Annotated in this window: 17 protein-coding genes; 6 read left to right on the forward strand and 11 right to left on the reverse strand. The window is 72.6% G+C overall.

Features of this window, described 5'->3' with window-relative positions:
* Positions 1-6: 6 nt before the first annotated feature.
* The 5 genes from ABZ805_RS26405 to ABZ805_RS26425 all read right to left on the reverse strand — a co-directional run bounded on the left by ABZ805_RS26405 (position 7) and on the right by ABZ805_RS26425 (position 5,506).
* On the reverse strand, positions 7-1,371 hold the full coding sequence (locus ABZ805_RS26405) for an aminomethyl transferase family protein (RefSeq protein WP_358445681.1): 1,365 nt from the start codon (positions 1,369-1,371) through the stop codon (positions 7-9).
* Between the two features lie 136 nt (positions 1,372-1,507).
* Positions 1,508-2,566: an AsnC family transcriptional regulator gene (locus tag ABZ805_RS26410; RefSeq protein WP_358445685.1), complete on the reverse strand. Its 1,059-nt coding sequence runs from the start codon at positions 2,564-2,566 to the stop codon at positions 1,508-1,510.
* A gap of 278 nt (positions 2,567-2,844) precedes the next feature.
* Positions 2,845-3,648, reverse strand: a complete 804-nt coding sequence (locus ABZ805_RS26415; RefSeq protein WP_358445688.1) for a siderophore-interacting protein — start codon at positions 3,646-3,648, stop codon at positions 2,845-2,847.
* Between the two features lie 17 nt (positions 3,649-3,665).
* Entirely contained in the window at positions 3,666-4,574 is a 909-nt protein-coding gene (locus ABZ805_RS26420) for a PDR/VanB family oxidoreductase (RefSeq protein ID WP_358445727.1), read from the reverse strand.
* Positions 4,575-4,813: 239 nt separating this feature from the next.
* Positions 4,814-5,506: an SDR family NAD(P)-dependent oxidoreductase gene (locus ABZ805_RS26425; protein ID WP_358445691.1), complete on the reverse strand. Its 693-nt coding sequence runs from the start codon at positions 5,504-5,506 to the stop codon at positions 4,814-4,816.
* 102 nt (positions 5,507-5,608) lie between these two features.
* On the opposite strand from ABZ805_RS26425, the gene ABZ805_RS26430 reads away from it, so the two are divergent.
* Positions 5,609-6,445 carry a helix-turn-helix transcriptional regulator gene (locus tag ABZ805_RS26430; protein WP_358445694.1) on the forward strand — a complete coding sequence of 279 codons (837 nt, stop codon included), beginning with the start codon at positions 5,609-5,611 and terminating at the stop codon, positions 6,443-6,445.
* Between the two features lie 87 nt (positions 6,446-6,532).
* On the opposite strand, the gene ABZ805_RS26435 is transcribed toward ABZ805_RS26430, so the two are convergent.
* Together ABZ805_RS26435 and ABZ805_RS26440 are read right to left on the reverse strand one after the other, a co-directional pair.
* A complete protein-coding gene (locus tag ABZ805_RS26435) occupies positions 6,533-7,312 on the reverse strand; it encodes an MBL fold metallo-hydrolase (protein ID WP_358445697.1) in 780 nt (259 codons plus the stop codon).
* 40 nt (positions 7,313-7,352) lie between these two features.
* A complete protein-coding gene (locus tag ABZ805_RS26440; RefSeq protein WP_358445700.1) occupies positions 7,353-8,195 on the reverse strand; it encodes a helix-turn-helix domain-containing protein in 843 nt (280 codons plus the stop codon).
* Between the two features lie 121 nt (positions 8,196-8,316).
* Between ABZ805_RS26440 and ABZ805_RS26445 the strand changes: the two genes are divergently transcribed.
* Positions 8,317-9,231: an alpha/beta hydrolase gene (locus tag ABZ805_RS26445; RefSeq protein ID WP_358445703.1), complete on the forward strand. Its 915-nt coding sequence runs from the start codon at positions 8,317-8,319 to the stop codon at positions 9,229-9,231.
* 60 nt (positions 9,232-9,291) lie between these two features.
* On the opposite strand, the gene ABZ805_RS26450 is transcribed toward ABZ805_RS26445, so the two are convergent.
* From ABZ805_RS26450 to ABZ805_RS26460, 3 genes are all read right to left on the reverse strand, one after another.
* Positions 9,292-10,842 carry a GMC family oxidoreductase N-terminal domain-containing protein gene (locus tag ABZ805_RS26450; RefSeq protein WP_358445707.1) on the reverse strand — a complete coding sequence of 517 codons (1,551 nt, stop codon included), beginning with the start codon at positions 10,840-10,842 and terminating at the stop codon, positions 9,292-9,294.
* A gap of 20 nt (positions 10,843-10,862) precedes the next feature.
* Positions 10,863-12,398 carry an amino acid permease gene (locus ABZ805_RS26455; RefSeq protein ID WP_358445710.1) on the reverse strand — a complete coding sequence of 512 codons (1,536 nt, stop codon included), beginning with the start codon at positions 12,396-12,398 and terminating at the stop codon, positions 10,863-10,865.
* A 110-nt stretch (positions 12,399-12,508) separates the two neighbouring features.
* Positions 12,509-13,990 carry an aldehyde dehydrogenase family protein gene (locus tag ABZ805_RS26460; RefSeq protein WP_358445713.1) on the reverse strand — a complete coding sequence of 494 codons (1,482 nt, stop codon included), beginning with the start codon at positions 13,988-13,990 and terminating at the stop codon, positions 12,509-12,511.
* A gap of 285 nt (positions 13,991-14,275) precedes the next feature.
* Here ABZ805_RS26460 and ABZ805_RS26465 point away from each other — a divergent pair, with 285 nt between their 5' ends.
* The 3 genes from ABZ805_RS26465 (at position 14,276) to ABZ805_RS26475 (ending at position 17,708) form a co-directional block, all read left to right on the forward strand.
* Positions 14,276-14,845: a TetR family transcriptional regulator gene (locus tag ABZ805_RS26465; RefSeq protein ID WP_358445715.1), complete on the forward strand. Its 570-nt coding sequence runs from the start codon at positions 14,276-14,278 to the stop codon at positions 14,843-14,845.
* Positions 14,846-15,171: 326 nt separating this feature from the next.
* Positions 15,172-16,134 (forward strand): cellulose-binding protein, encoded by a 963-nt coding sequence (locus ABZ805_RS26470; protein WP_358445718.1) that lies wholly within the window; start codon positions 15,172-15,174, stop codon positions 16,132-16,134.
* 188 nt (positions 16,135-16,322) lie between these two features.
* Positions 16,323-17,708: a S28 family serine protease gene (locus tag ABZ805_RS26475; RefSeq protein ID WP_358445721.1), complete on the forward strand. Its 1,386-nt coding sequence runs from the start codon at positions 16,323-16,325 to the stop codon at positions 17,706-17,708.
* A 273-nt stretch (positions 17,709-17,981) separates the two neighbouring features.
* Here the strand turns inward: ABZ805_RS26475 and ABZ805_RS26480 are convergent, their stop codons facing one another.
* Entirely contained in the window at positions 17,982-19,106 is a 1,125-nt protein-coding gene (locus ABZ805_RS26480) for an acyltransferase (RefSeq protein ID WP_358445723.1), read from the reverse strand.
* A gap of 271 nt (positions 19,107-19,377) precedes the next feature.
* Here ABZ805_RS26480 and ABZ805_RS26485 point away from each other — a divergent pair, with 271 nt between their 5' ends.
* Positions 19,378-20,262: an LLM class F420-dependent oxidoreductase gene (locus ABZ805_RS26485; RefSeq protein ID WP_358445725.1), complete on the forward strand. Its 885-nt coding sequence runs from the start codon at positions 19,378-19,380 to the stop codon at positions 20,260-20,262.
* Positions 20,263-20,451: the final 189 nt, after the last annotated feature.

Genomic DNA, 20,451 nt, shown 5'->3' on the forward strand with positions numbered 1-20,451 from the left:
GGTGTCCTACGGCGTGGTGAAGATGAACATCGACACCGACACCCAGTACGCGTTCAGCCGGTAGCGGGTGCGGGCGTGCTCGCCGTAGGGCGCCGGGTGGACCGTCGCGCGGATGCGCGGGAAGCCGAGGTCGGCGTCCGGGGCGGTACCGGGGCCGGGGTGCTCGCCCCAGGCGACGTGCACTCCGGTACCGGTCCGGGCGTGCTCCCGGTCGACCAGCGCGAGCGCCAGGACCGTTCCGGCCGGGTCGAAGGAATCGGTCTGGTGGGTGACGCCCACCAGCGCGCCGTCCACCTCGACCCGGTTGCGGGCGTAGCCGTGCACGAAGCCCCCACCGAGCGCCGCCCGCACGTCGGCCGGATCGAACTCCAGCGTGACCTTGGTGCGGCGGACGTCGTCCTTCGCCTTCAGCAGCGCGTCGCGGCCGATGAACTCGTGGTCGAACGAGATCGACCTGCCGTAGCCGAGCTCGTAGGGCGTGCAGTAGTGGTCTTCGATGTCGGTGGAGAAGAAGCTGCCGGTCAGCGGCCGGACTCCCTCGTAGCTGCGCAGCGGCAGGTGCTCGCGGTACCCGGACAGCTCGGGAGCGGTGTAGATCGCCGGGGTCGGGCTCGGAATCCACCCGCTGTCCATGCTGGCCGTCGGGTACGCGAACCCGCCGACGCGGACCAGGCCGAACCGCTCCCCGGCGCGCAGCAGCGCTTCCTCCACGGCGGCCCCGTGCTCCCACTCGCCGAAGAACTCGAAACCGGGCTGCCCGGCCATCCCGTGCCGCAGGGCGCGGAACCGCATGCCGCGCAGCTCCACCGGGGTGGTGTGGAAGAACCGGACCGGCGGCAGCGGGCCGCCGAACACCGCCGCCACGAGTTCGCCCGCCAACGGCCCCTGCACCTGGTACCGGAACAGCTTCGGCGGACCGCCCCGGTGGCGGGAATCGGGGTCGGTGCCGAACTCGACGTCGTAGCCGCCGTTCGCGCCGTGGTACCGGACCCAGTTCTGCGCCGCGGGCACCCCGCTGAGCAGGTAGCGCTGCTCGGCTTCGCGCAGCAGGATGCCGTCGGTGATGATGTTGCCGTCCGGCGCCACCGGCACGAACTGCTTGGCCCGCCCGACCGCGAAGTCGCGGTAGTCGTTCGCGCTCACCTCGGACAGCAGGCGCGTGGCGTCCGGTCCTTCGATCGTGGTGTCGGACATGTGGTGGGAGAGGTCGGACAGCGCGACGGCGGAGTGCCAGGCGTGCTGCTCCTGCCGCCAGCCCGCGTGCTCGGGTGCGACGACCGGTGGTGTCCACGGTGCGTCGTCCGGGCGCCACAGCAGGTCGACGGGCGAGCCCGCCTCGTTGATGCCGTCTTGCAGGCTGGGTGTCGTCACCCACCGAGGATCGGCCGGGGGCCCGCGCGATCGCCACGACGCGGTGCCGATCGGGCCGGAACCTCCACCGCGGTGGCCGGGGATGGTGGTGCTCCGCTGCGCGAGCGGCCCGCGCGGGGGGAAGTCCGCCACCGGGTCACATCGGCACCAACCGGCCGTGCGTGATCAGGGATCCGGCCTGCTTGACGCGCCTGCCCCGGATGCTCACCTGGTGGCCGAGGATCCCGGGAACGGCCGCGACCTGCGAGGTCAGGTAGCGGTAGAGGTGCTCGGCGTCCCGGCACACCACGGTCGCGACGAGGTTGTGCGCGCCGCTGATGGCACCGGCGTACGCGGTCTCGGGGTGACGGGCGAGCGCCGTCCCCGCCCGTTCCAGGTCCGCGGGCGCGACGCGCAGCAGCAGCGTGGCGTGGAGGTGGAAGCCGAGCTTGTCGGGGAGCAGGTCGACGCCGTAGGCCAGTGCCCCGCACGACCGCAGCACGTCCATCCGGCGGGCCACCCGGTTCGGCGGCCAGCCGGTGGTCGCGGCGAGCTCGGCGCGCGTGGCCCGGCCGTCTTCGGCGAGCGCCGCCAGCAGCGGCGCGTCCCCGTCGGACGGCGGCCTGCCCGGGCTCGAACCGCCTGGGCTCGGCGCGCCGGGGCCGGGATCGTCAGGGCTCGGTTCGCCCGAGTTCGAACCGCCCGGACTCGGACCCTCCGGGACACCGGCGGCGAGACGGCGGAGCCCGTCCGGTGCGAAATCCGGGGCGAACCCGGTCCACTCGGCCGTGCCGGGCTCGCCGAACGGGTGGAGCAGCAGGTCGATGCTCAGGTCCAGCACGGACGAAGCCCTGGGCAGCCGTTGCAGCAGCAGGTCGTCGTGCCCGGCGCCGACGGGGGAGCGGACGATGCACACGATCTCGGAGCCGCCGGACGCCAGCGCGAGGTAGGCGACGTCGGAACGGCGGGCCAGGGACCCCGCCAGCGGCTCCACCCGGTCCGGCCGGCAGCGGATGCGGGCGAGCCAGCGCGCGTCGCCCGGCCCGCCAGGGCTGACCAGGCCGACGACGCGCACCACGCCGTCGCGGCGCAGCGCCCGGTAGCGCCGGGCGGCGGTCTGCTCGGAAACCCCGGCCACGTCGGCGATCCGCCGGAACGAGGCGCGCGGTGAGCACTGCAGCGCGCGGAGGACCTTGCCGTCGACCGGATCGATCATGGCGGGATCGTGCCAGCACGTGCCGGTCGGCCCTCGGCGCCCTCGGCGTGCCCGGCGATTCGGCGTGCCCGGCGATTTGGCGGACCTGATGATCCGGCGGACCCGGCGGACCCGGCGGTCCGGCGTGCCCGGCGATTTGGCGGACCCGATGATCCGGCTGGTCCGGCGGACCGGCGACCTGGTGCCCGGCGGATTCCGGCTACCCGGTGACCCGGCGGACCTCGGCACCCGGCGCGGACTCGGCGACCCGGGGCCCGCGCCGGGCCGGGCCGGGCACCTCAGCCCGGGCTGGAGCGGCCGTGGCGCCAGTAGCCGAAGAACGCGATGTCCTGCTTCGGCATCCCGTGCTCCTGGACCAGGTGCCTGCGCAGGCCGGTGGCGAGCTTCGACTCGCCCGCCACCCACGCGTAGCCGCGGCCCGGCCCCGGCGACCACTCCTTCGCCGCGGCGAGCGCCAGCACCCCGGGCACGTCCCCGGAGCCGTCCCGGGCCACCCAGCGCACCCGCGCGCCCGGGGGAGCGGTCACGTCGGGGCGGATGTCGGCGGTCTCGGGAACCTCCAGCACCACGTCGGCGCGCAGGTCGTCGGGGGCGTGTTCGAGGATCGCGAGTATCGCGGGGACCGCGCTCTCGTCGCCGACGAGCAGCTGGTGCCGCACGTCGTCCGGCGGCAGGTAGCTGACGCCGATGTCGAAGATCCCGGCCGGGTCGCCGGGCCGCGCGCGGCGGGCCCAGTCGGCGGCGGGGGCGTCCTCGTGCAACGCGAACTCGACGTCGACCTCGCCGCTTCCGGGGCGCCTGCGGCGGATCGTGTAGTTGCGCACCCACGGGCGGCGGGTCTTCGGCAGCAGGAGCAGCTCCGCCATCCACGCGTTCCCGGAGCTGGTGGGCATCCGCAGCCGGTCCTGGCCTTCGCGCGGGAAGAACAGCCGCACCGCCTGGTCGTGGCCGCCGTGGTCGAGGTGTTCCAGCTCGGGGCCGCCGAGGGTGAGGGTGGTGAAGTTCGGCGAGGTGGTGGTGTTCGCCAGCACCTCCAAGGTGATCATCGTGCGGTGTTCGGGCGTGCGGATCTTGGGCAGCACGAGTTCGTCCCTTCCGTTCAGAGATCCACAGCGAGGTGGTGGGACGACGCTCGGGACACGCAGGGGTACATCCTGCCGGGTGCGGCGCCGATGTCGTCGCGGTGTTCGGGTTCGCCGGCGAGGACGACGAGTTCGCAGCTGCCGCAGACCCCTTCGCGGCAGCCGCTCGGCACCGGGTGCCCGGCGTGCTGCAACGCGTCGAGCATCGACTCGTCGGCGTCGACGCGGACGCTGCTCCCGGAACGGGCGCACCTCACGTCGAACGCGGCGTCGGGGGCGAACGTCCTGGTGGTGGGCCGGAAGCGTTCCAGGTGCAGCCGGTCGGCGGGGAAGGCGGCTTCGGCGGCGGTGAGCATCGCATCGGGGCCGCAGCAGTACACCAGCGCCTCCGGGCCGAGCTCGGCGGCGAGCGCGGCGAGGTCGGGGCGCCCGCCGGTGTCGGTGGTGGCGATCCGGACCCGGTCGCCCAGCTCGGCGGCGAGTTCGGCGGCGAACGGCATGCTCGTGGTGCTGCGGCCCGCGTACACCAGCCGCGCGGCGGCTCCGGCGGCGAGCGCGGCGCGCAGCAACGGCGCGATCGGGGTGATGCCGATGCCACCGGCCAGGAACAGGTACTCGGGGGCCGGCAGCAGCGGGAAGTTGTTGCGCGGCGGGGAGACCTCGACGGTGCGGCCCGCGCGGAGGAACAGGTGGACGTACTCCGAGCCGCCGCGGCTGAGCGGGTCGTGGCGCACCGCGATGCGGTAGCGGCGGCGGTCGGCGGGGTCGCCGCACAGCGAGTACTGCCGGGTCAGCCGGTTCGGCAGCGACAGGTCCACGTGCGCGCCCGGTTCCCAGGGGGCGAGCGGGCCGTCCGCGCCGCGCAGCTCCAGGGACACGACGCCGTCGGCGATCGGCTCGACGCGGTCGAGGATCGTGTGCTGCACGGATGAACCACCTTGGCCGAGTGCGGTCTCCAGCGCGCCTTCGCGGCGCCGATGGCCTGCGTAGGTGCAGGTCATGGCTCAATTATGAGCAATTGTTCGCTTCGGGCGCTACTCGCTTTCCGGCCGCCGGATCGGGACTCCGCGCCGGCATGGCTCCCGGCGGCGCGAACAGCCGCGCGACATCCCGTGCGAGCTCACCCGGCCCCGGGATCCCGCGACGGCTGCTCGCGTTTCGCCCGTCACCAGGGAAGCGAGCCGTGCACGTCGAAGTAGCCACCGGTGGGACCGTGCTGATCGATCCGCGCCATCCGCACGATGATCTCGGCGCCCTCCTCGACGCTCTGCGTGCCGCGGTGGCCGTTCAGGTCGGTCGCGGTGAAGCCCGGTTCGACGCTGTTGATCCGCATGTGCGGGAACGCCTTGGCGTACTGCACGGTGATCATGTTGACCGCGGACTTCGACGCCGGGTAGGCGAGGCCTGGATACCCGTGCGTCGGCGTCCCCGGGGTGCTGACGAGGGTCGTCGAGGCGAGCCCGCTGCTCACGTTCACCACGACCGGATTCGCGGACGCGTGCAGCAGCGGCAGGAACGCGTGGCTGACGCGCAGGGTGCCGAACACGTTCGTCTCGAACAGCGGCCGCATCAGGTCGGCCGTGACCTCGGCGGTGGGGGTGGGGCCGTCTTCGATACCGGCGTTGTTGATGAGCACGTCGAGCCCGCCGTCGGCTCCGATGGTCTCCGCGGCGGCGGCGACGGACGCGTCGTCGGTGATGTCGAGCACGAGGGGCCGTGCTCCGATCCGCTCCGCGGCCCGCCGCCCGCGCTCCGGATCCCGAGCGGCGGCGTACACGGTGTGGCCCGCTTCGACGAGCCGGCGTGCGGTTTCGTGGCCGAGGCCCTTGTTGGCCCCGGTGATGAGTGTCGTCGTCATGCCGCCACGTTCGGCCCGGCGGCCGGGGACTGCCAGTGGTCCGGTCTTCCTGGGACCACCAGTGCCAGGTGGCCGAAAGCGGATCGGCGCACAGTGGAGGGCATGGCGACGGAGGAGTTCGGGCGAACGGTGCGGCGCTGGCGCGATCAGGTGTCCCCGGAGTCGGCGGGGCTGCCCGCCGGTGGCCCGCGCCGAGCCGCGGGACTGCGCCGCGAAGAGCTGGCACTGCTGGCCGGGATCTCGGTGGACTACGTGACCCGCCTCGAACAGGGCCGGGCGCGGAACCCGTCGGAGCAGGTCGTGGAGGCGCTGGGCCGGGCGTTGCGGCTGTCCGGGCCGGAACGTGAGCACCTGTTCCAGGTCGCCGGTCTCGTACCGCCGGGGCGCGATGTGGTCCCCGCCCGGATCCCGCCCGGCGTGCAGCGGATGCTGGACAGGTTGGCGGGGACTCCGGTCGCGGTGTTCGACGCCGCGTGGACGATGCTGCTGGCGAATCCGCTGTACGCGGCGTTGATGGGGGATCCATCGGGGTGGCGCGGCCACGAGCGCAACGCGGTGTGGCGCAACCTGGTGGGCCCGGGCGGCCGGGTCCGCCACACCCCGCGGGCTCGCCGCGAGTTCGAGGCCGCGCTGGTCGCCGACCTGCGCACCACGGCGGGCAGGTATCCGGTGGACCCGCGGTTGCGCGACCTGATCGCGCAGCTGCACCGGCACAGCGAGCGGTTCGCCGAGCTCTGGGATTCCGGCGCGGTGGCCGAGCACGACGCCTCCCGCAAGACCGTCGACCACCCGCGCGTCGGCCCGATCGCGCTGGACTGCGACGTGCTCGGCGTCGCGGGCGCCGACCTGCGCATCATGGTCTACACGGCTGATCCCGGTACGGAGGACGCCGACCGGCTCGCACTGCTGGCGGTCCTCGGCACCCAGTCCGTGTCCTAGCGGCGCTGCGGCAGGCTCGATCGCGCGTGCGGTGTCCGTCGGTCGCGGGTCCAGCGGCGCCGCGCGAGTTCTCCGCCGCCGGGCCGATCAGGACCGCAGCCGCGCGAAGATCTCCGGGTCGTGGGCGCAGATCAGATCCACGTCGGGTTCGCTGCCCGCGTGCAGTTCGGCGAGGCGGGCGTGGTTCGCCCGCACTTGGCGCAGGTCGTGCGCCACCGAGGTCTCCAGCAGCCGCAGCGCGATCGGCACCGGCGCGCTCCCGTCCAGGCTGCCGGGGTGGTAGAACGCGTCCCCGGCGTGCAGCACCCACCGCTCGCCGGACCGGACCGCGACCGCCGCGTGCCCGCGGGTGTGGCCGGGCAGCGCGATCAGCACGAGTCCGTCCGCGATGCCGGTGAGCTCCTGCGCCGCCGGGAACCCGCGCCAGGCCTCGCCGTCGGCGCCGTGCTCCACCAGCCGCGGCCCGTGCGCCCACTGCGCGGCCCGGAACCGCAGCCGCTCCTTGCGGGACGGGGAGTGCAGCGCGCCCGCCGCCTCCGCCGCGGTCAGGTGCACCCGGGCGTGCGGGAAGTCGGTGAGCCCGCCCGCGTGGTCCAGGTCGAAGTGGGTGAGCACCACGTGCCGCACGTCCTCGCGGCGGAAACCGAGCCGCTCGACCTGGTGCGCGGCGGTCTCCTCGGCGCGCAGCGCGGGCCGCACCACGTGCCGGAACGCGCCGAGCCGCCGCGCCGGATCGGCGATGTCGGCGAGCCCGAACCCGGTGTCCACCAGCACCAGCCCGGCCTCGGTCTCCACCAGCAGCACGTGGCACACCAGCGGTGCACCGGGCAGGTTCAGGGTGCCGCAGTTGAGGTGGTGCACTCGCACGGGAGGTCCTCGCTTCGTCGCGTCCTACTTGATCGACAACCTACCGCTCGGCGAGCTCGGCCAGCCGCCCCAGCCCGTCGTGCCCGGGGGTACCGGGTTCCGCGGTGAGCGCGATCAGCTGCTGGTCCGGGTCGGCGGTGCTGGCCAGCGCCGACCAGTCCAGGACGAGTTCCCCGGCCACGGGGTGCCGCAGCACCTTGCTGCCGGATTCGCGCGCCGCCACCTGGTGCGCGCCCCACCACCGCCGGAAGTCCGCGTCCTGCGCCGACAGCTCCGCGACCAGCTCCGCGAGCAGCGGATCACCGGGTGCGGCGGCGGCCTCCATCCGCAGCTGCGCCGTGCAGGCCCGCGCCACCTCCGGCCACCGCGGGTAGCGGGAGCGCACCTCCGGTTCGAGGAACACCAGCCGCACGAAGTTGCGCCGCCGCAACGGGATCCGGTCGAAGTCGGTGTACAGCGCGGCCGCCATCGGATTCCAGGCCAGCACGTCGGTGCGGCGGCCCAGCAGCATCGCCGGGGTGGTGGTGAGGTCCGCCAGCAGCCGCAGCAGCTCGGGCCGCGCCCGCTGCCGGACCGGCCGCGCGGGCCGACCGGCGTCCTTGCCGGAGAGCTCGAACAGGTAGGCGCGTTCGTCCGCACCGAGCAGCAGCACCCGCGCCAACGCCTCCAGCACCGGTTCGGAAGCGGTCCGCCTGCCCTGCTCCAGCCGCGTGTAGTGGTCGGTGCTGATCGAGGCCAGCGCCGCCACCTCCTCCCGGCGCAGGCCGCGGACCCGCCGCCTGCCACCGGAACTCCCCAGCCCGGCCGCCGCCGGGGTCAGCGCCGCGCGGCGGGCCCGCAGGAAGTCGCCCAGCGCGCCGCCGCCCGAGGTCCCGATCGTCATGGCGCCAGTCTCGCAGCGCCCAACCTGGGACAGCGCTGTCCCAGGACGAGACGGGCCCTGCCCCGCGCGCCGCGGCCGCGGCAGCCTCGGGAGCACGAACCCCGACGAGGACCCGAGGACCATGCGCACCGACGTCACCTTCCCCAGCAGCGGCCTGGCGCTGGCAGGCATCCTGTTCACCCCGGACGAACCCGGCCCGCACCCGCTGCCCGCGATCGTCGTCTCCCACCCGGGCGGCGGCGTGAAGGAGCAGAGCCCCACCACCTACGGCGAACGCCTGGCCCGCGCCGGGTTCGCCGTGCTCGCCTTCGACGCCGCCCGCCAGGGCGCCAGCGAAGGCGAACCGCGCGGTGAGGAGGACCCGTTCCAGCGCGCCGAGGACGTCCGCGCCGCGGTGAGCCACCTGACCACCCGGCCGGAGATCGATCCGGAGCGGATCGGGGCGCTCGGCATCTGCGCCTCCGGCGGCTACGTGCCGTACGCGGCGCAGACCGACCGGCGGATCAAGGCGGTGGCCACGGTCAGCGCCGCCGACTTCGGCCGGGTGATCCGGGAGGGCGTCGACGGCACCCAGCCGCCGGAGGTGCTCGACGCCGTGCTCGCCAGGGCGGGGGAGCTGCGCACCGCCGAAGCGCGCGGCGAGCCGCCGCACCGCGAACCGTGGGTACCGGACGAGTGGCGCGACTCGGCGCACCGCCAGGACCGCGAGACCTGGGAGTTCTACCGCACCGCCCGCGGCGCCCACCCGCGCGCGGGCGGCACCCGGTTGCCGCGGGACCTGGACCGGATCGCGCTGTACGACTCGTTCGCCCTGATCCGGCTGCTGGCGCCCCGCCCGCTGTTGATGATCGCCGGGTCGGCGGCGGACACCGCGCACTTAAGCCGGGAGGCGGTCGCGGCGGCCACCGGACCCGCCGAGCTGCGCACGGTCGACAGCGCCACCCACGTCGACCTCTACGACCGCGACGAGCACGTCACCACCGCCGTCGCCGAGCTCACCCGCTTCTTCACGGCGCACTTGGCGGCCGCCGGGTGATGCGCGAACGGTCCCTCCGGAACGGGGGACCGGAGGGACCGTCGCGTGCGGGAGGCGCGGTTACGCGTTGTCCTCCTTGAGCATGTCCGAGCACTTCTCACCGATGGCCATCGTGGTGATGTTCGGGTTCACCGCCACCAGGAACGGCATCGCCGAGGCGTCCGCGACCCGCAGGCCCTCGACGCCCTTGACCCGCAGCCGCGCGTCCAGCGGCTTGCTCGGGTCGCCGTCCGCGCCCATCGGCACCGAGGCCGCCGGGTGGTAGACGGTGTTGTGCGTCTTGCGGATGTAGTCGGCGATCTCGTCGTCGGTGCGCACGTCCGGCCCGGGGTGCAGCTCGGCGCCGGCCCAGCCCGCCATCGCCTGCTGCGAGACGATCTTGCGGGCGAGCTTGATGCCCTCGGTCATCACCCGGATGTCGTGCGCGTCGGTGAAGTACCGCGGGTCGACGCGCGGCTTGTCCCGGAAGTCCCGGGTGCGCAGCCGCACCGTGCCGATCGACCGGCTGCGGGTGACGTTCGGCGTCAGGCAGAAGCCGTTCTCCGTCGTCGGGTAGCCCTGCCGCGCGGTGTGCATGTCGAACGGCACCGAGCCGTAGTGGAACATCAGGTCCGGCCGGTCCAGCCCCGGTTCGGTGGTGGTGAAGATGCCGATCTCCCACCACTGCGTGGATTCCGCCGGCATCGGCTGCTTCGCGTCCCAGCCGATGACGCCCTCCGGGTGGTCCTGGAGGTTCGAGCCCACGCCGGGGGAGTCGACCAGCACGTCCACCCCGACCTCGCGCAGGTGCTCGGCCGGGCCGATGCCGGAGAGCATCAGCAGCTTCGGGGTGTCGATCGCACCGGTCGACAGCACCACCTCGCGCCGCGCCCGGACCGTGCGGGTGTGGATGAGGTCCGGGTCGAGGTAGGCGACGCCGGTGGCGCGCTTGCCGTCGAACACGACCTTCTTGGCGCGCACCTCGGTGCGCACCTCCAGGTTCGGCCGCTTCCCGATGATCGGGTGCAGGTAGGACACCGACGACGAGGAGCGGGTGCCGTCCTCGCGGGCGTTGATCTGGAACCAGTTCGCGCCGTGCGTGACGGTCCGGCCCGAGTTGAACTCGGTGATCGGGATGCCCGCCTGCTCGCAGGCCTGCAGCAGCGCCGCCCCGGACGGGTCCTTCGGCGGCACGCTGCGGATCGTCACCGGCCCGCTCCGGCCGTGGTGCTCACCGGGGCCGTCGTTGGTCTCCAACCGCTTGTACAGCGGGAAGACGTCCTTCGCGCCCCAGCCGGTGGCGCCCAGCGACTCCCACTCGTCGAGGTCCTCCGCGGGCGCCCAGAACGCGATGCACGAGTTGTGCGAGGAACAGCCGCCGAGCACCCGGGCGCGGGCGTGGCGCATGTACGAGTTGCCCTGCTCCTGCGGCTCCACCAGGTAGTCCCAGTCGTAGCCGGACTCCAGCAGCGCCATCCAGCGGTCCAGCTCCAGGATCGCCTTGTCGCCGACGTCGGACGGCCCCGCCTCCAGCAGGCACACCGTGGTGTCCGGGTCCTCGGACAGGCGCGCGGCGACCGCTGCTCCGGCACTGCCGCCTCCGACGACCACGTAGTCGAATTCCTCGGTCATGGTCACAGCTCCGTTTCCGCTCAGGACAAGGCCGGTTTCGGGTCTTCTTCGGCGGCGGCCGCCGCGTGGTCGGCGAGCACGCCGATGCGGTGCCGCTGGACGAACCAGTAGTAGGCGAAGCCGCCGAGAGCGGCGATGCCGACGAACAGCACCGAGCTCCACTGCAAGTACCAGTGGAACGGCGGTTCGGCGTTGTAGACCTCGTTGCGCGGCCAGGCCAGGTTGATCGTCATGCCCGCGCCCCACAGCACGGCGAGCACGTTCACCGGCAGGCCCCAGCGGCCCAGCGAGAACCGCCCCTCCTGCTTCGCCGAGGACCACCGGCCGCGCAGCCGCGCCACCAGCATCGGGATCGTCACCAGCAGGTACGAGATGTAGATCAGGATGATCGCGAGGCTGGTCACCGCGGAGAAGATCTGCGGCTGCCCGATGTTGACCACCAGCAGCGCCACCGCGAGCACGCCGATCACGACCGCGGGCACCACCGGCGTCTGGAACCGGGGGCTGACCCGCGCCAGCTTGGAACCGCCGGGCAGCGCGTTGTCCCGGGCCATCGCGAACGCGATGCGGATCGCCGCGGTGTGCACCGCCAGCACGCACACCGTGATCGCCACGAACACCACCAGCAGGAACAACCGGCCCACCAGCGGGCCGAGCGCGTCGGTGAGCACGAACTGCAGCCCGTCCTCGGTGAGCTGCGGCGCGGTCAGGTCGCGGGCGGCCATCAGCGCCAGCAGGATGATCAGCCCGCCGAGCACGAACGAGGCGATCAGCGACCGCAGGATGGCCTTCGGCGCGTTGCGGTGCGGATCGATGGACTCCTCGCCGAGCGAGGAGGCGGTGTCGAAGCCGTACATCACGTACGAGGACGCGATCGCCGCGACCAGGAACGCGCCCAGGTAGCCGCTGCCGCCGTAGGCCGCGCCGGTGCCCTGCGTGTCGAGCACGACGTCCGGCCCGCGGGTCGCGAACACCGCCAGCACCAGGATCAGCACCACCGCGGCGATCAGCTCGATCGCGACGCCCGCGCTGTTGATCCGGGCCATCAGCTTCACGCCGAACGCGTTGATCAGCGTGGTGAACACGATCAGCGCGGTGGCCAGCAGCACGCCGTTGGCGGCCTCGCTGCTGCCGCTGCCGTCGCCGATGACCTGGAAGGCGCCCCAGATCTGCGGCAGCGTGTGCTGGTAGGCCAGCGCGGTCGCCGCGATCGAGACGATGGAGGCCAGCAGCATCATCCAGCCCGCCAGCCAGGCGACGTGCTTGCCGCCGAGCCGCTTCGACCAGTTGTAGATCGAACCGGCGATGGGGTAGTGCGAAGCCAGCTCCGCGAAGCTCAACGCCACCATCAGCTGTCCGAGGAAGACCATCGGCCAGGACCACCAGTAGGCGGGGCCGCCGAAGGACAACCCGAAGTACGACAGCTGGAAGGTGCCGGTCAGCACCGAGATGTAGCTGATTCCCGCGGCGAACGTGTGGAACGAACCGAGGGTTCTCTTCAATTTGTTGGTGTAGCCGAACTCGCTGAGCTCGGCGTCACCGGAGGGCGCGCTCATGCCCGAAACTCCTTTCCCGCGCTCGCCCCCCCGCGGGAGGGCGGGGGGAGAGCGGCGGGTGGTCGTTTTGCGCAGATCAAGTAGGACGTGACGTGTCCTGGCCCGCCCGGTCAGCGGCCGTCGAACCACCGCGGCGGGGTCGGGCGCAGGTTCTGGTGGATGTGCTTGGCCTCCTGGTACTCGCCCAGCCCGGCGCGGCCGAGTTCGCGGCCCACGCCGGATTGCTTGAACCCGCCCCATTCGGCCTGGGGCAGGTACGGGTGGAAGTCGTTGATCCACACGGTGCCGTGGCGGAGCCGGTGCGCGACGCGCTGCGCCTTGCTCACGTCGGAGCTGAACACCGCGCCCGCCAGGCCGTAGTGGGTGTCGTTGGCGATGCGCACCGCGTCGTCCTCGTCGGTGAAGCGCTCCACGGTCAGCACCGGACCGAAGGACTCCTCGACGACGGCGTACGAGCCCTGCCGCACCTCGTCGAGCACGGTCGGCAGGTAGTAGTGCCCGTCGCGGTACTGCTCGCCCTCCGGGCGGCGGCCGCCGGTGCGCAGCACGGCGCCCTCCTCGACGGCCTTCGCGACGTAGGCCGACACCTTCTCCAGGTGTGCGGCGGAGATCAGCGGCCCCGTCTCGGCGTCGGTGTCGAACGGCCCGCCGAGGCGGATCCGCTCGGCGCGGCGCACCACCTCGTCGACGAACCGGTCGTGGATCTCGTCCTGCACGATCAGCCGCGCCCCGGCGGAGCAGACCTGGCCGGAGTGCAGGAACACCGCCATCAGGGCGTAGTCCACGGCGGTGTCGAAGTCGGCGTCGGCGAACACCACGTTCGGGTTCTTGCCGCCGAGTTCGAGGGCGACCTTCTTGACGGTGGCGGCCGCGGCGGCGGCGACCTTGCGGCCGGTGTGCAGGCCGCCGGTGAACGACACCAGGTCGATGTCGGGGTGCTCGGACAGCACCGAACCGACCTCGGCACCGGTGCCCAGCACCAGGTTGCCGACCCCGGCGGGCAGCCCGGCCTCGGTGAGCGCGCGCATCAGCAGGATCGCGGTGCTCGGGGTGAGCTCGCTGGGCTTGAGCACGAAGGTGTCACCCGCGGCGATCGCGGGGGCCACCTTCCACGCGACCTGCAACAGCGGGTAGTTCCAGGGCGTGATCATGCCGCAGACGCCGACCGGTTCGTACCGCACGCGGCTGAACGAGTCGGGTGAGCCGGTGTCGATGACGCTGCCGCCGTCGGTCCCGGCGATCTTGCCGAAGTACCGGAAGCAGGCGGCGATGTCGTCCATGTCGTATTCGCTCTCCACCAGCCGCTTGCCGGTGTCGCCGGATTCGGCGCGGGCGAACTCGTCCTTGTCCCGGACCAGGATGTCGGCGACCCGCAGCAGCAGGTCACCGCGCTCCCACGCGGAGGTGTCCGGCCAGGCGCCGTCGTCGAAGGCGCGGCGGGCGGCCTGCACGGCGCGTTCGGTGTCGCCGCGGTCGCCCTCGGACACGGTGGTCACGAGGGTGCCGTCGGCGGGGCTGCGGATCTCGCGGACCCCGCCCGCCGCGGCGGGCTGCCAGGTTCCGTCGATGAACAGCGTTTCGGTGTTCGGCATAGGTGTCCCTGCTGGTCCTTCGTCCGTACGGGTCTCAACTGCGGCGCGTGATCGCGCGGGCCGCCGGTGTCGGGGCGGCGGGAGCCGGGGTGAGTCGCTCTCGGCCGGTGCTCGGTGGACCGGCTGCGTTGCCGGGGGACACTAGCACCGGGTGTGTACATCTGTACATCATCGAGGGTTCCCCGGCGTCCGACCGGACGTTCCCCGGGGCGATGACCAGTGCCGATGCCGCCAGGGTGACCTGGCCCGCAACGTCCCGCGAACCGCGCATGGCAGGCTGGGGCCATGTCGACGACGGAGTCCGCGCCGCGCCGCAAAGATCCGGCCAGGCGGGAGCGCATCGCGCGCGCGGCGATCACCGTCGTCGCCGAGCGCGGTATCGAGAAGCTCACCCACCGCGCCGTGGCCGCCGCCGCCGAGGTGCCGTTGGGCTCCACCACCTACTACTTCCGCACCCTCGACGACCTGCTCGCCGAGGCGCTGCGGCACTCCGCGCAGGACGACGTGGCCGAGCTGCGGGCCTGGGCCGACGCCATCGACGGCGGCGCCGAGCTGGCCACCGCGCTCGGTGACCTGGTGCTGCGCTACCTCGGGCCGCACCGCACCCGCACCGTCGTGCAGCACGAGCTCTACATCGCCGCGCTGCACCGCCCGGCCCTCGCGCACGTGAGCACCGAATGGGACGCGGCGCTGGTCGAGCTGTTCACCTCCTATACCGATCCCGTTACCGGAAGGGCACTTTCGGCGGTATTCTGCGGGCTGCTGCTGCAGGGCATCGTCCGCGAGTCGGTGCCGAGTCGAGACGAAATCGAAACCACTTTTCGCCGAGTGCTGCTGCCGAGCGGAAATCGCTGACGCCGCAACGACTTCCGGCTCCGGCGCCACCGCCTTCCCGTCGGTTTTCCCACCGATCTCGGGAATTCGATCAGTTGATCTTATAGGTGTTCCGGGTGAACAATGGACCGCAGCGATCCGTTTTTCGCCAGCACCCGCCGGGTGACCGGACAGGGCAATGTCGTCCCAGCAGAGTCGTCGTGCTGATGTCCGGGTTCCGCCGGTTCCCCCCGGCGGAGCACATCCACGGGTGATCCACCGGTGTAGAACGGACATTGCCGCGTCGGGGCGTGGCTCGCTCCCAGCAGGACAACTGATGATCAACACATTCTCAGTGGGGTGAGACCGTGGGCTACCACAACGAAGATCGTGAACTGGTGCCGCTGAAGTCCGATTTCGACACCGTCTGGTACGGCTACCGCCGCTCCCAGGTGCGCTTCTACATCCAGCAGACCGATGCCGAGGTGCGCATGCTCACCGAGGACCGGGACGCCGCGCTCAGCCAGGTCGACGACCTGTCGCAGCAGCTGGAACAGGCTCGATCCGAGATCGAGGCGCTGCGCGCCCAGTTCGACGAGGTCTGCAAGCAGCCGGTCGACGAAGCCGGCCTGTCCGACCGGCTGCGCCGCATGGTGCGGCTGGCCCACGACGAGGCCGACGAGGTCGTGTCCTCCGCGCAGGCCGCCGCCGAGCACGAGTGGGCCCGCGCCGAGCAGTCCGCCGCCGAGCTGCGCGCCCGCTACGAGAACCTCGTCGCCGAAGCCGACCAGTGGCGCAGGCAGTCCGAGACGCAGCGCAACGAGGCGCTCGCCGAGACCCGCCGCGACATCCAGCGGATGGCCCGCGAAGCCGAGGCGCACCGGCGCAAGCTCGACCACGACGCCGAAGCGCGCCGCACCCAGGTGGAGAACGACTTCGAGATCTCCATGGCGGCCCGCCGCGACGAGGCCAACCGCGTGCAGGCCGAACGCGAGCAGCGCAGCCGCGACGAGGCCCGCCGCCGCGTCCTGGAAGCCACCGCCGAAGCCGAACGCCGCATCCGCCGCGCCGACGAGCACTCCGACGCGATGCTGCGGATGCGCCAGGACCTGGCCGGACGGGTCCGGGCCGCGCAGCAGATCATGGCCGACGCGGAACCCTTCCTCAGCGACGTCGAAGCGGGCGCGCTGACCGAGGACTCCGACGCCTACGCCGCGAGCGTCGTGCACGGCGGCCTGCTGGAGCAGGACCCGGAGGTCGAGGTCCCGCGCCAGCGCGCCAAGCCGGCGCCCGCCGAGGCCGAAGCGGAATCCGCCGTCGTCAGCGGCTGATCCGGCGGCCCACCGGCCGGGGTCGGGTCCTCGCGACCCGATCCCCCGGTGCGCGCGGGGCTACCGGGCTGATGGCCGCGCCGAGTGCTCGGTGCAGGCGATCCCCCGTGCGCGCGGGTCTACCGCCCCGCCCCGATCCGCACTAGGTTGGTCGCCGACGGTGATCAGCGCGGTGTGAGGGGGCGCGGATGCGGATCCGAGGCTGGCTGTCGGTGCTCGCGGCGGGATGCGTGCTGCTGGCGGGAACACCGGCCGCGGCGGCGCCACCCGCCGCCGACGACCTGCGCGATCGGCTCGAAGCGGTCCCCGGGCTGACCGTGCTCGGCGAACGGCCCACCGAACCCGGGTTCCGGCTGTTCGACCTCACCTACGCCCAGCCCGCCGACCACCGCGACCCGTCGTCCGGGGAGTTCCAGCAGCGGCTCACGCTGCTGCACCGCGGCGAGGACCGGCCCACCGTCGCCTACACCACCGGCTACGAGCTGCCCGCCCAAGCGGCCCGCACCGAACCGACCCGGCTGCTCGACGGCAACCAGGTCGCCATCGAGCACCGCTTCTTCACCCCGTCCCGGCCCGGCGACCCGGACTGGACGGACCTGAACATCTGGCAGGCCGCCACCGACGAGCACCGCGTCATCGACGCGCTCCGCGGCCTCTACGACGACCGCTGGGTGACCACCGGGGCCAGCAAGGGCGGCATGACCGCCGTCTACCACCGCCGGTTCTACCCGCAGGACGTGGACGCGACCATCGCCTACGTGGCGCCGAACGACGTCGACAACGACCAGGACCGCTACGACGAGTTCCTCGCCACCGTCGGCAACGCCGAGTGCCGCGACGCGCTCACCGCGGTGCAGCGGGACGCGCTGACCCGGCGCACCGAGCTGCGCGACCGGTTCACCGCCTACGCGGCCGCCGAGGGGCTGACCTTCGACCGGATCATCGGCGACGCGGACCGGGCGCTGGACGCCGTCGTGGTGGACGCGCCGTTCGCGTTCTGGCAGTACCGCGGCGTGCAGGACTGCGCGTCGATCCCCGGTCCCGGCGCGAGCCTGGACGACCTGTGGGGCTTCTTCGACGAGACGGTGCAGTTCTCCTCGTACACCGACCAGGGCCTGGACCCGTACGTGCCGTACTACTACCAGGCGGGCACCCAGCTGGGCTGGCCCGACGTGTCCGACGAGCCGCTCGCCGACCTGTTGCACAACCGGTCGATGGGGGAGCCGCGCAACTTCGTCCCGCGCGAGATCGACATGCGGTTCCGGCCGGGCGCGATGGCCGACGTCGCCGCCTGGGTCGCATCGCAGGGCTCCGAGCTGATGTTCGTCAACGGCGCGGCCGACCCGTGGAGCGCGGAACCGTTCCAGCTCGGTCCCGGCAGCCGCGACTCGTACGCGTACCTGGTGCCCGGTGGCAACCACGGTTCGAAGATCGAGGCCCTGCCGCCGCAGCAGCGCGCCGAAGCGGAGGCCACCGTCCGCCGCTGGGCCGGCGTCGACCAGCCGCCCGCGCGAATCCGCACCGCCCTCGACCGGGCGGACGACCTCCCCCGGACCCCGCCGATGCTGCCCTGACCGGGCGCCACCCCTTCCCGATCTCACCCCCACTCCCACCAGGTGAGTGCCCCACCGGCCCACCCTCGCTGGCCGAATGGGCCACTCACCTGTCCCGACCGGGCGCGTCATCACGAGGTGAGTGGCCCGTTGGCCCAGTGTGGTCGGTCGAATGGGCCACTCACCTGTGCTGACGGGGTGCGTCGTCACGAGGTGAGTGGCCCGTTGGCCCAGTGTGGTCGGGCGGGTGGGCCACTCACCTGGGTGGTTCGGTGGGGTGCGCGGGCTGGTGGGTCAGGCGGCTTCGGGGGTGGCGCGGCGGGAGGCGAAGCGGTCGTAGGCCGCCATCAGCCACTTGTGCGTCGGGCGCTCCACCAGCTTCGTCAACGCCCACCCCAGCAGCACGCCGTTCACCAGGAACGCCAACGTCTGCAACGTCGGCCCCACCCCGAGGTCCTGCAGCAGCCGCGCCACCACGTACCCCAGCGTCTGGTGCATCAGGAACACGCCGTAGGAGATGCCCGCGAACCACTGGATCGGTCGCCACGCCCACTTCGGGATCACGCGGTTCCAGTCCGGCCCGCGCGCGGTCAGCGCCACCGCCACCATGCCCACGCACACCGCCACCGTCGAACCCCAGTCCGCGACCAGGCCCTCCGGCGTCTCGGCGTAGTTGTGCAGCGCCTGACCGAGCATGCAGGCCGCCAGCAGCACCGCGAAGTGCGGGGTGCGGATGCGCTTGGTCGACCACATCCAGATCGCCACGCCCACCACGAACAGGTGCCAGCGGTGCATGCCGATGCCGTCCACCACCATCCGGTACCACTCCGGCGGCTGGGACACCCGCAGCGGCCACTGCGCGGCGGGGATGAGCACCGCGGCCCACAGCACCCCGATCAAGCGGCGGCCGTGCCCGTACCGCGTCGAGTACAGCACCGCCGCGGCGCTGAAGCCCATGAGCTGCAGCGGGACCGTCCAGTGCGAGCCGTCGATGTAGAAGTACTCCGACGGGTGCCAGTTCCACAGCATCAGCAGGTTCGCCGCCAGGTCCTCCCCGGTCGGCGCGAACCAGCCCTCGATCGGCAGCAGCTGCAGCACCAGGTAGATCAGCACGACGGCGGCCAGGAACGGCGGCAGCAACCGCGCGATCCGGCCCCACCAGTACCGCGGCAGCGTCCCGCGCCCGATCGTCACGCACGCGAAGTACGCGGAGATGACCAGCAGCAGGCTGGCCCCCACCTGGTACGGGAAGACGATCTTGCGCGGGATCAGCTCGGGATGGAGGAACACGCTCAGGAAGGTCGCGTGGTACAGCATGACCAACCCGACGCAGCCGGCCCGCACGACGTCCCAGCTGATCTTGCGCTTGCTCCGCGTGCCCGAGTGAGCTCGTGCGGGCGCAGTGGTTCCTTCAGGCACGGCGCCACGTTACCAATCGCGGTTTTGCCCGTTGTGACCCAACCGCAGGACAACCGCCATCCGTTGGAGTGATCAGCGACATCTCGCGCAGAAGCCGATCTTCGAGGTGATCGAGCTGCGGGCCCGGCAGCGCTCCACCGAACTCACTCGAACGGGGCGGCAGTGGCGGACGGTGAGCAGGGGGCGACGAGCCCGCCACCCGGCGAGGAACAAGTCGACGCGGCAGGTGGTTGGGACGCACGAGGAACACCGAGCCTTGAGAGGGAGAACGATGGCCGTCGCCGTAGGACGCGTGGGCGTGTGGATGCTGGCCCCCGCCTGGGACCTCGACAACGCGGAGCACCGGGAGGCCGTCGCCGAACTCGACGCGCTCGGGTACGGAGCGCTGTGGCTCGGCATGGCACCGGGCGACCTGCGCGTCGTGCAGGGCCTGCTGGAGCAGACCAAGAAGCTCGTCGTCGCCACCGGCATCATCAACATCTGGACGCACGAGGCCGCCGACATCGGCGCCGCCTACCAGCGCGTGGACCGCGTCGCTCCCGGCCGGGCGCTCGTCGGGCTCGGCACCAGCCACGCGCCCCTCGTCGAACGGGCCGGGCAGAGCTACACCAAGCCGTTCAGCAAGCTGCGCTCCTTCGTCGACGAGCTCGACGCCGCGCCCGAACCGCTGCCCGTGCAGGCCCGGGTGCTCGCCGCGCTCGGCCCCAAGGCGCTGCAGCTCGCCGGCGAGCGGTCCGCCGGGGCGCATCCCTACCTGACCACCCCCGAGCACACCGCCTGGGCCCGCGAAGTCCTCGGCGACGGGCCGCTGCTCGCCCCCGAGCAGAAGGTCGTGCTCGAAACCGACCCGGACAAGGCCCGCGAGATCGGCCGCGCCGGCGCCGGCCCCTACCTGGAGCTGCCCAACTACCTCAACAACCTCCGCCGCCTCGGCTACACCGACGACGACTTCGCCGACGGCGGCAGCGACCGCCTCATCGACGCCCTCGTCGCCTGGGGCGACCTCGACGCCATCGCCGAACGGGTCGCCGCCCACCACGACGCGGGGGCCGACCACGTGGCCGTGCAGGTGCTCACCGACAGCTCGCCGCAGGACCGGCGGAGCGCGGTCCCCCGGGAGCAGTGGCGCGAACTGGCTCCAGCCCTGCTGGGCTGAAGTGCTGGGTCTGCTCGTTCTGCTCGGGGGAACGGGTGGCGGAACCTCAGCGCTTTCCTCGCTGCGGGATCGTTTTCACCGGTGGCTCCGCCACAGGAGGCCGACACTCCTCGAGGAGGAACGATGGACGCGTTGTGCACCTGCCTGTGCCGCCAAGCCGGCCACCACGGCATCTGCCAGGAGATCCCC

The sequence above is a fragment of the Saccharopolyspora sp. NPDC047091 genome, assembly GCF_040643635.1.
In the GTDB taxonomy this organism is placed as follows: Bacteria; Actinomycetota; Actinomycetes; order Mycobacteriales; family Pseudonocardiaceae; genus Saccharopolyspora_C.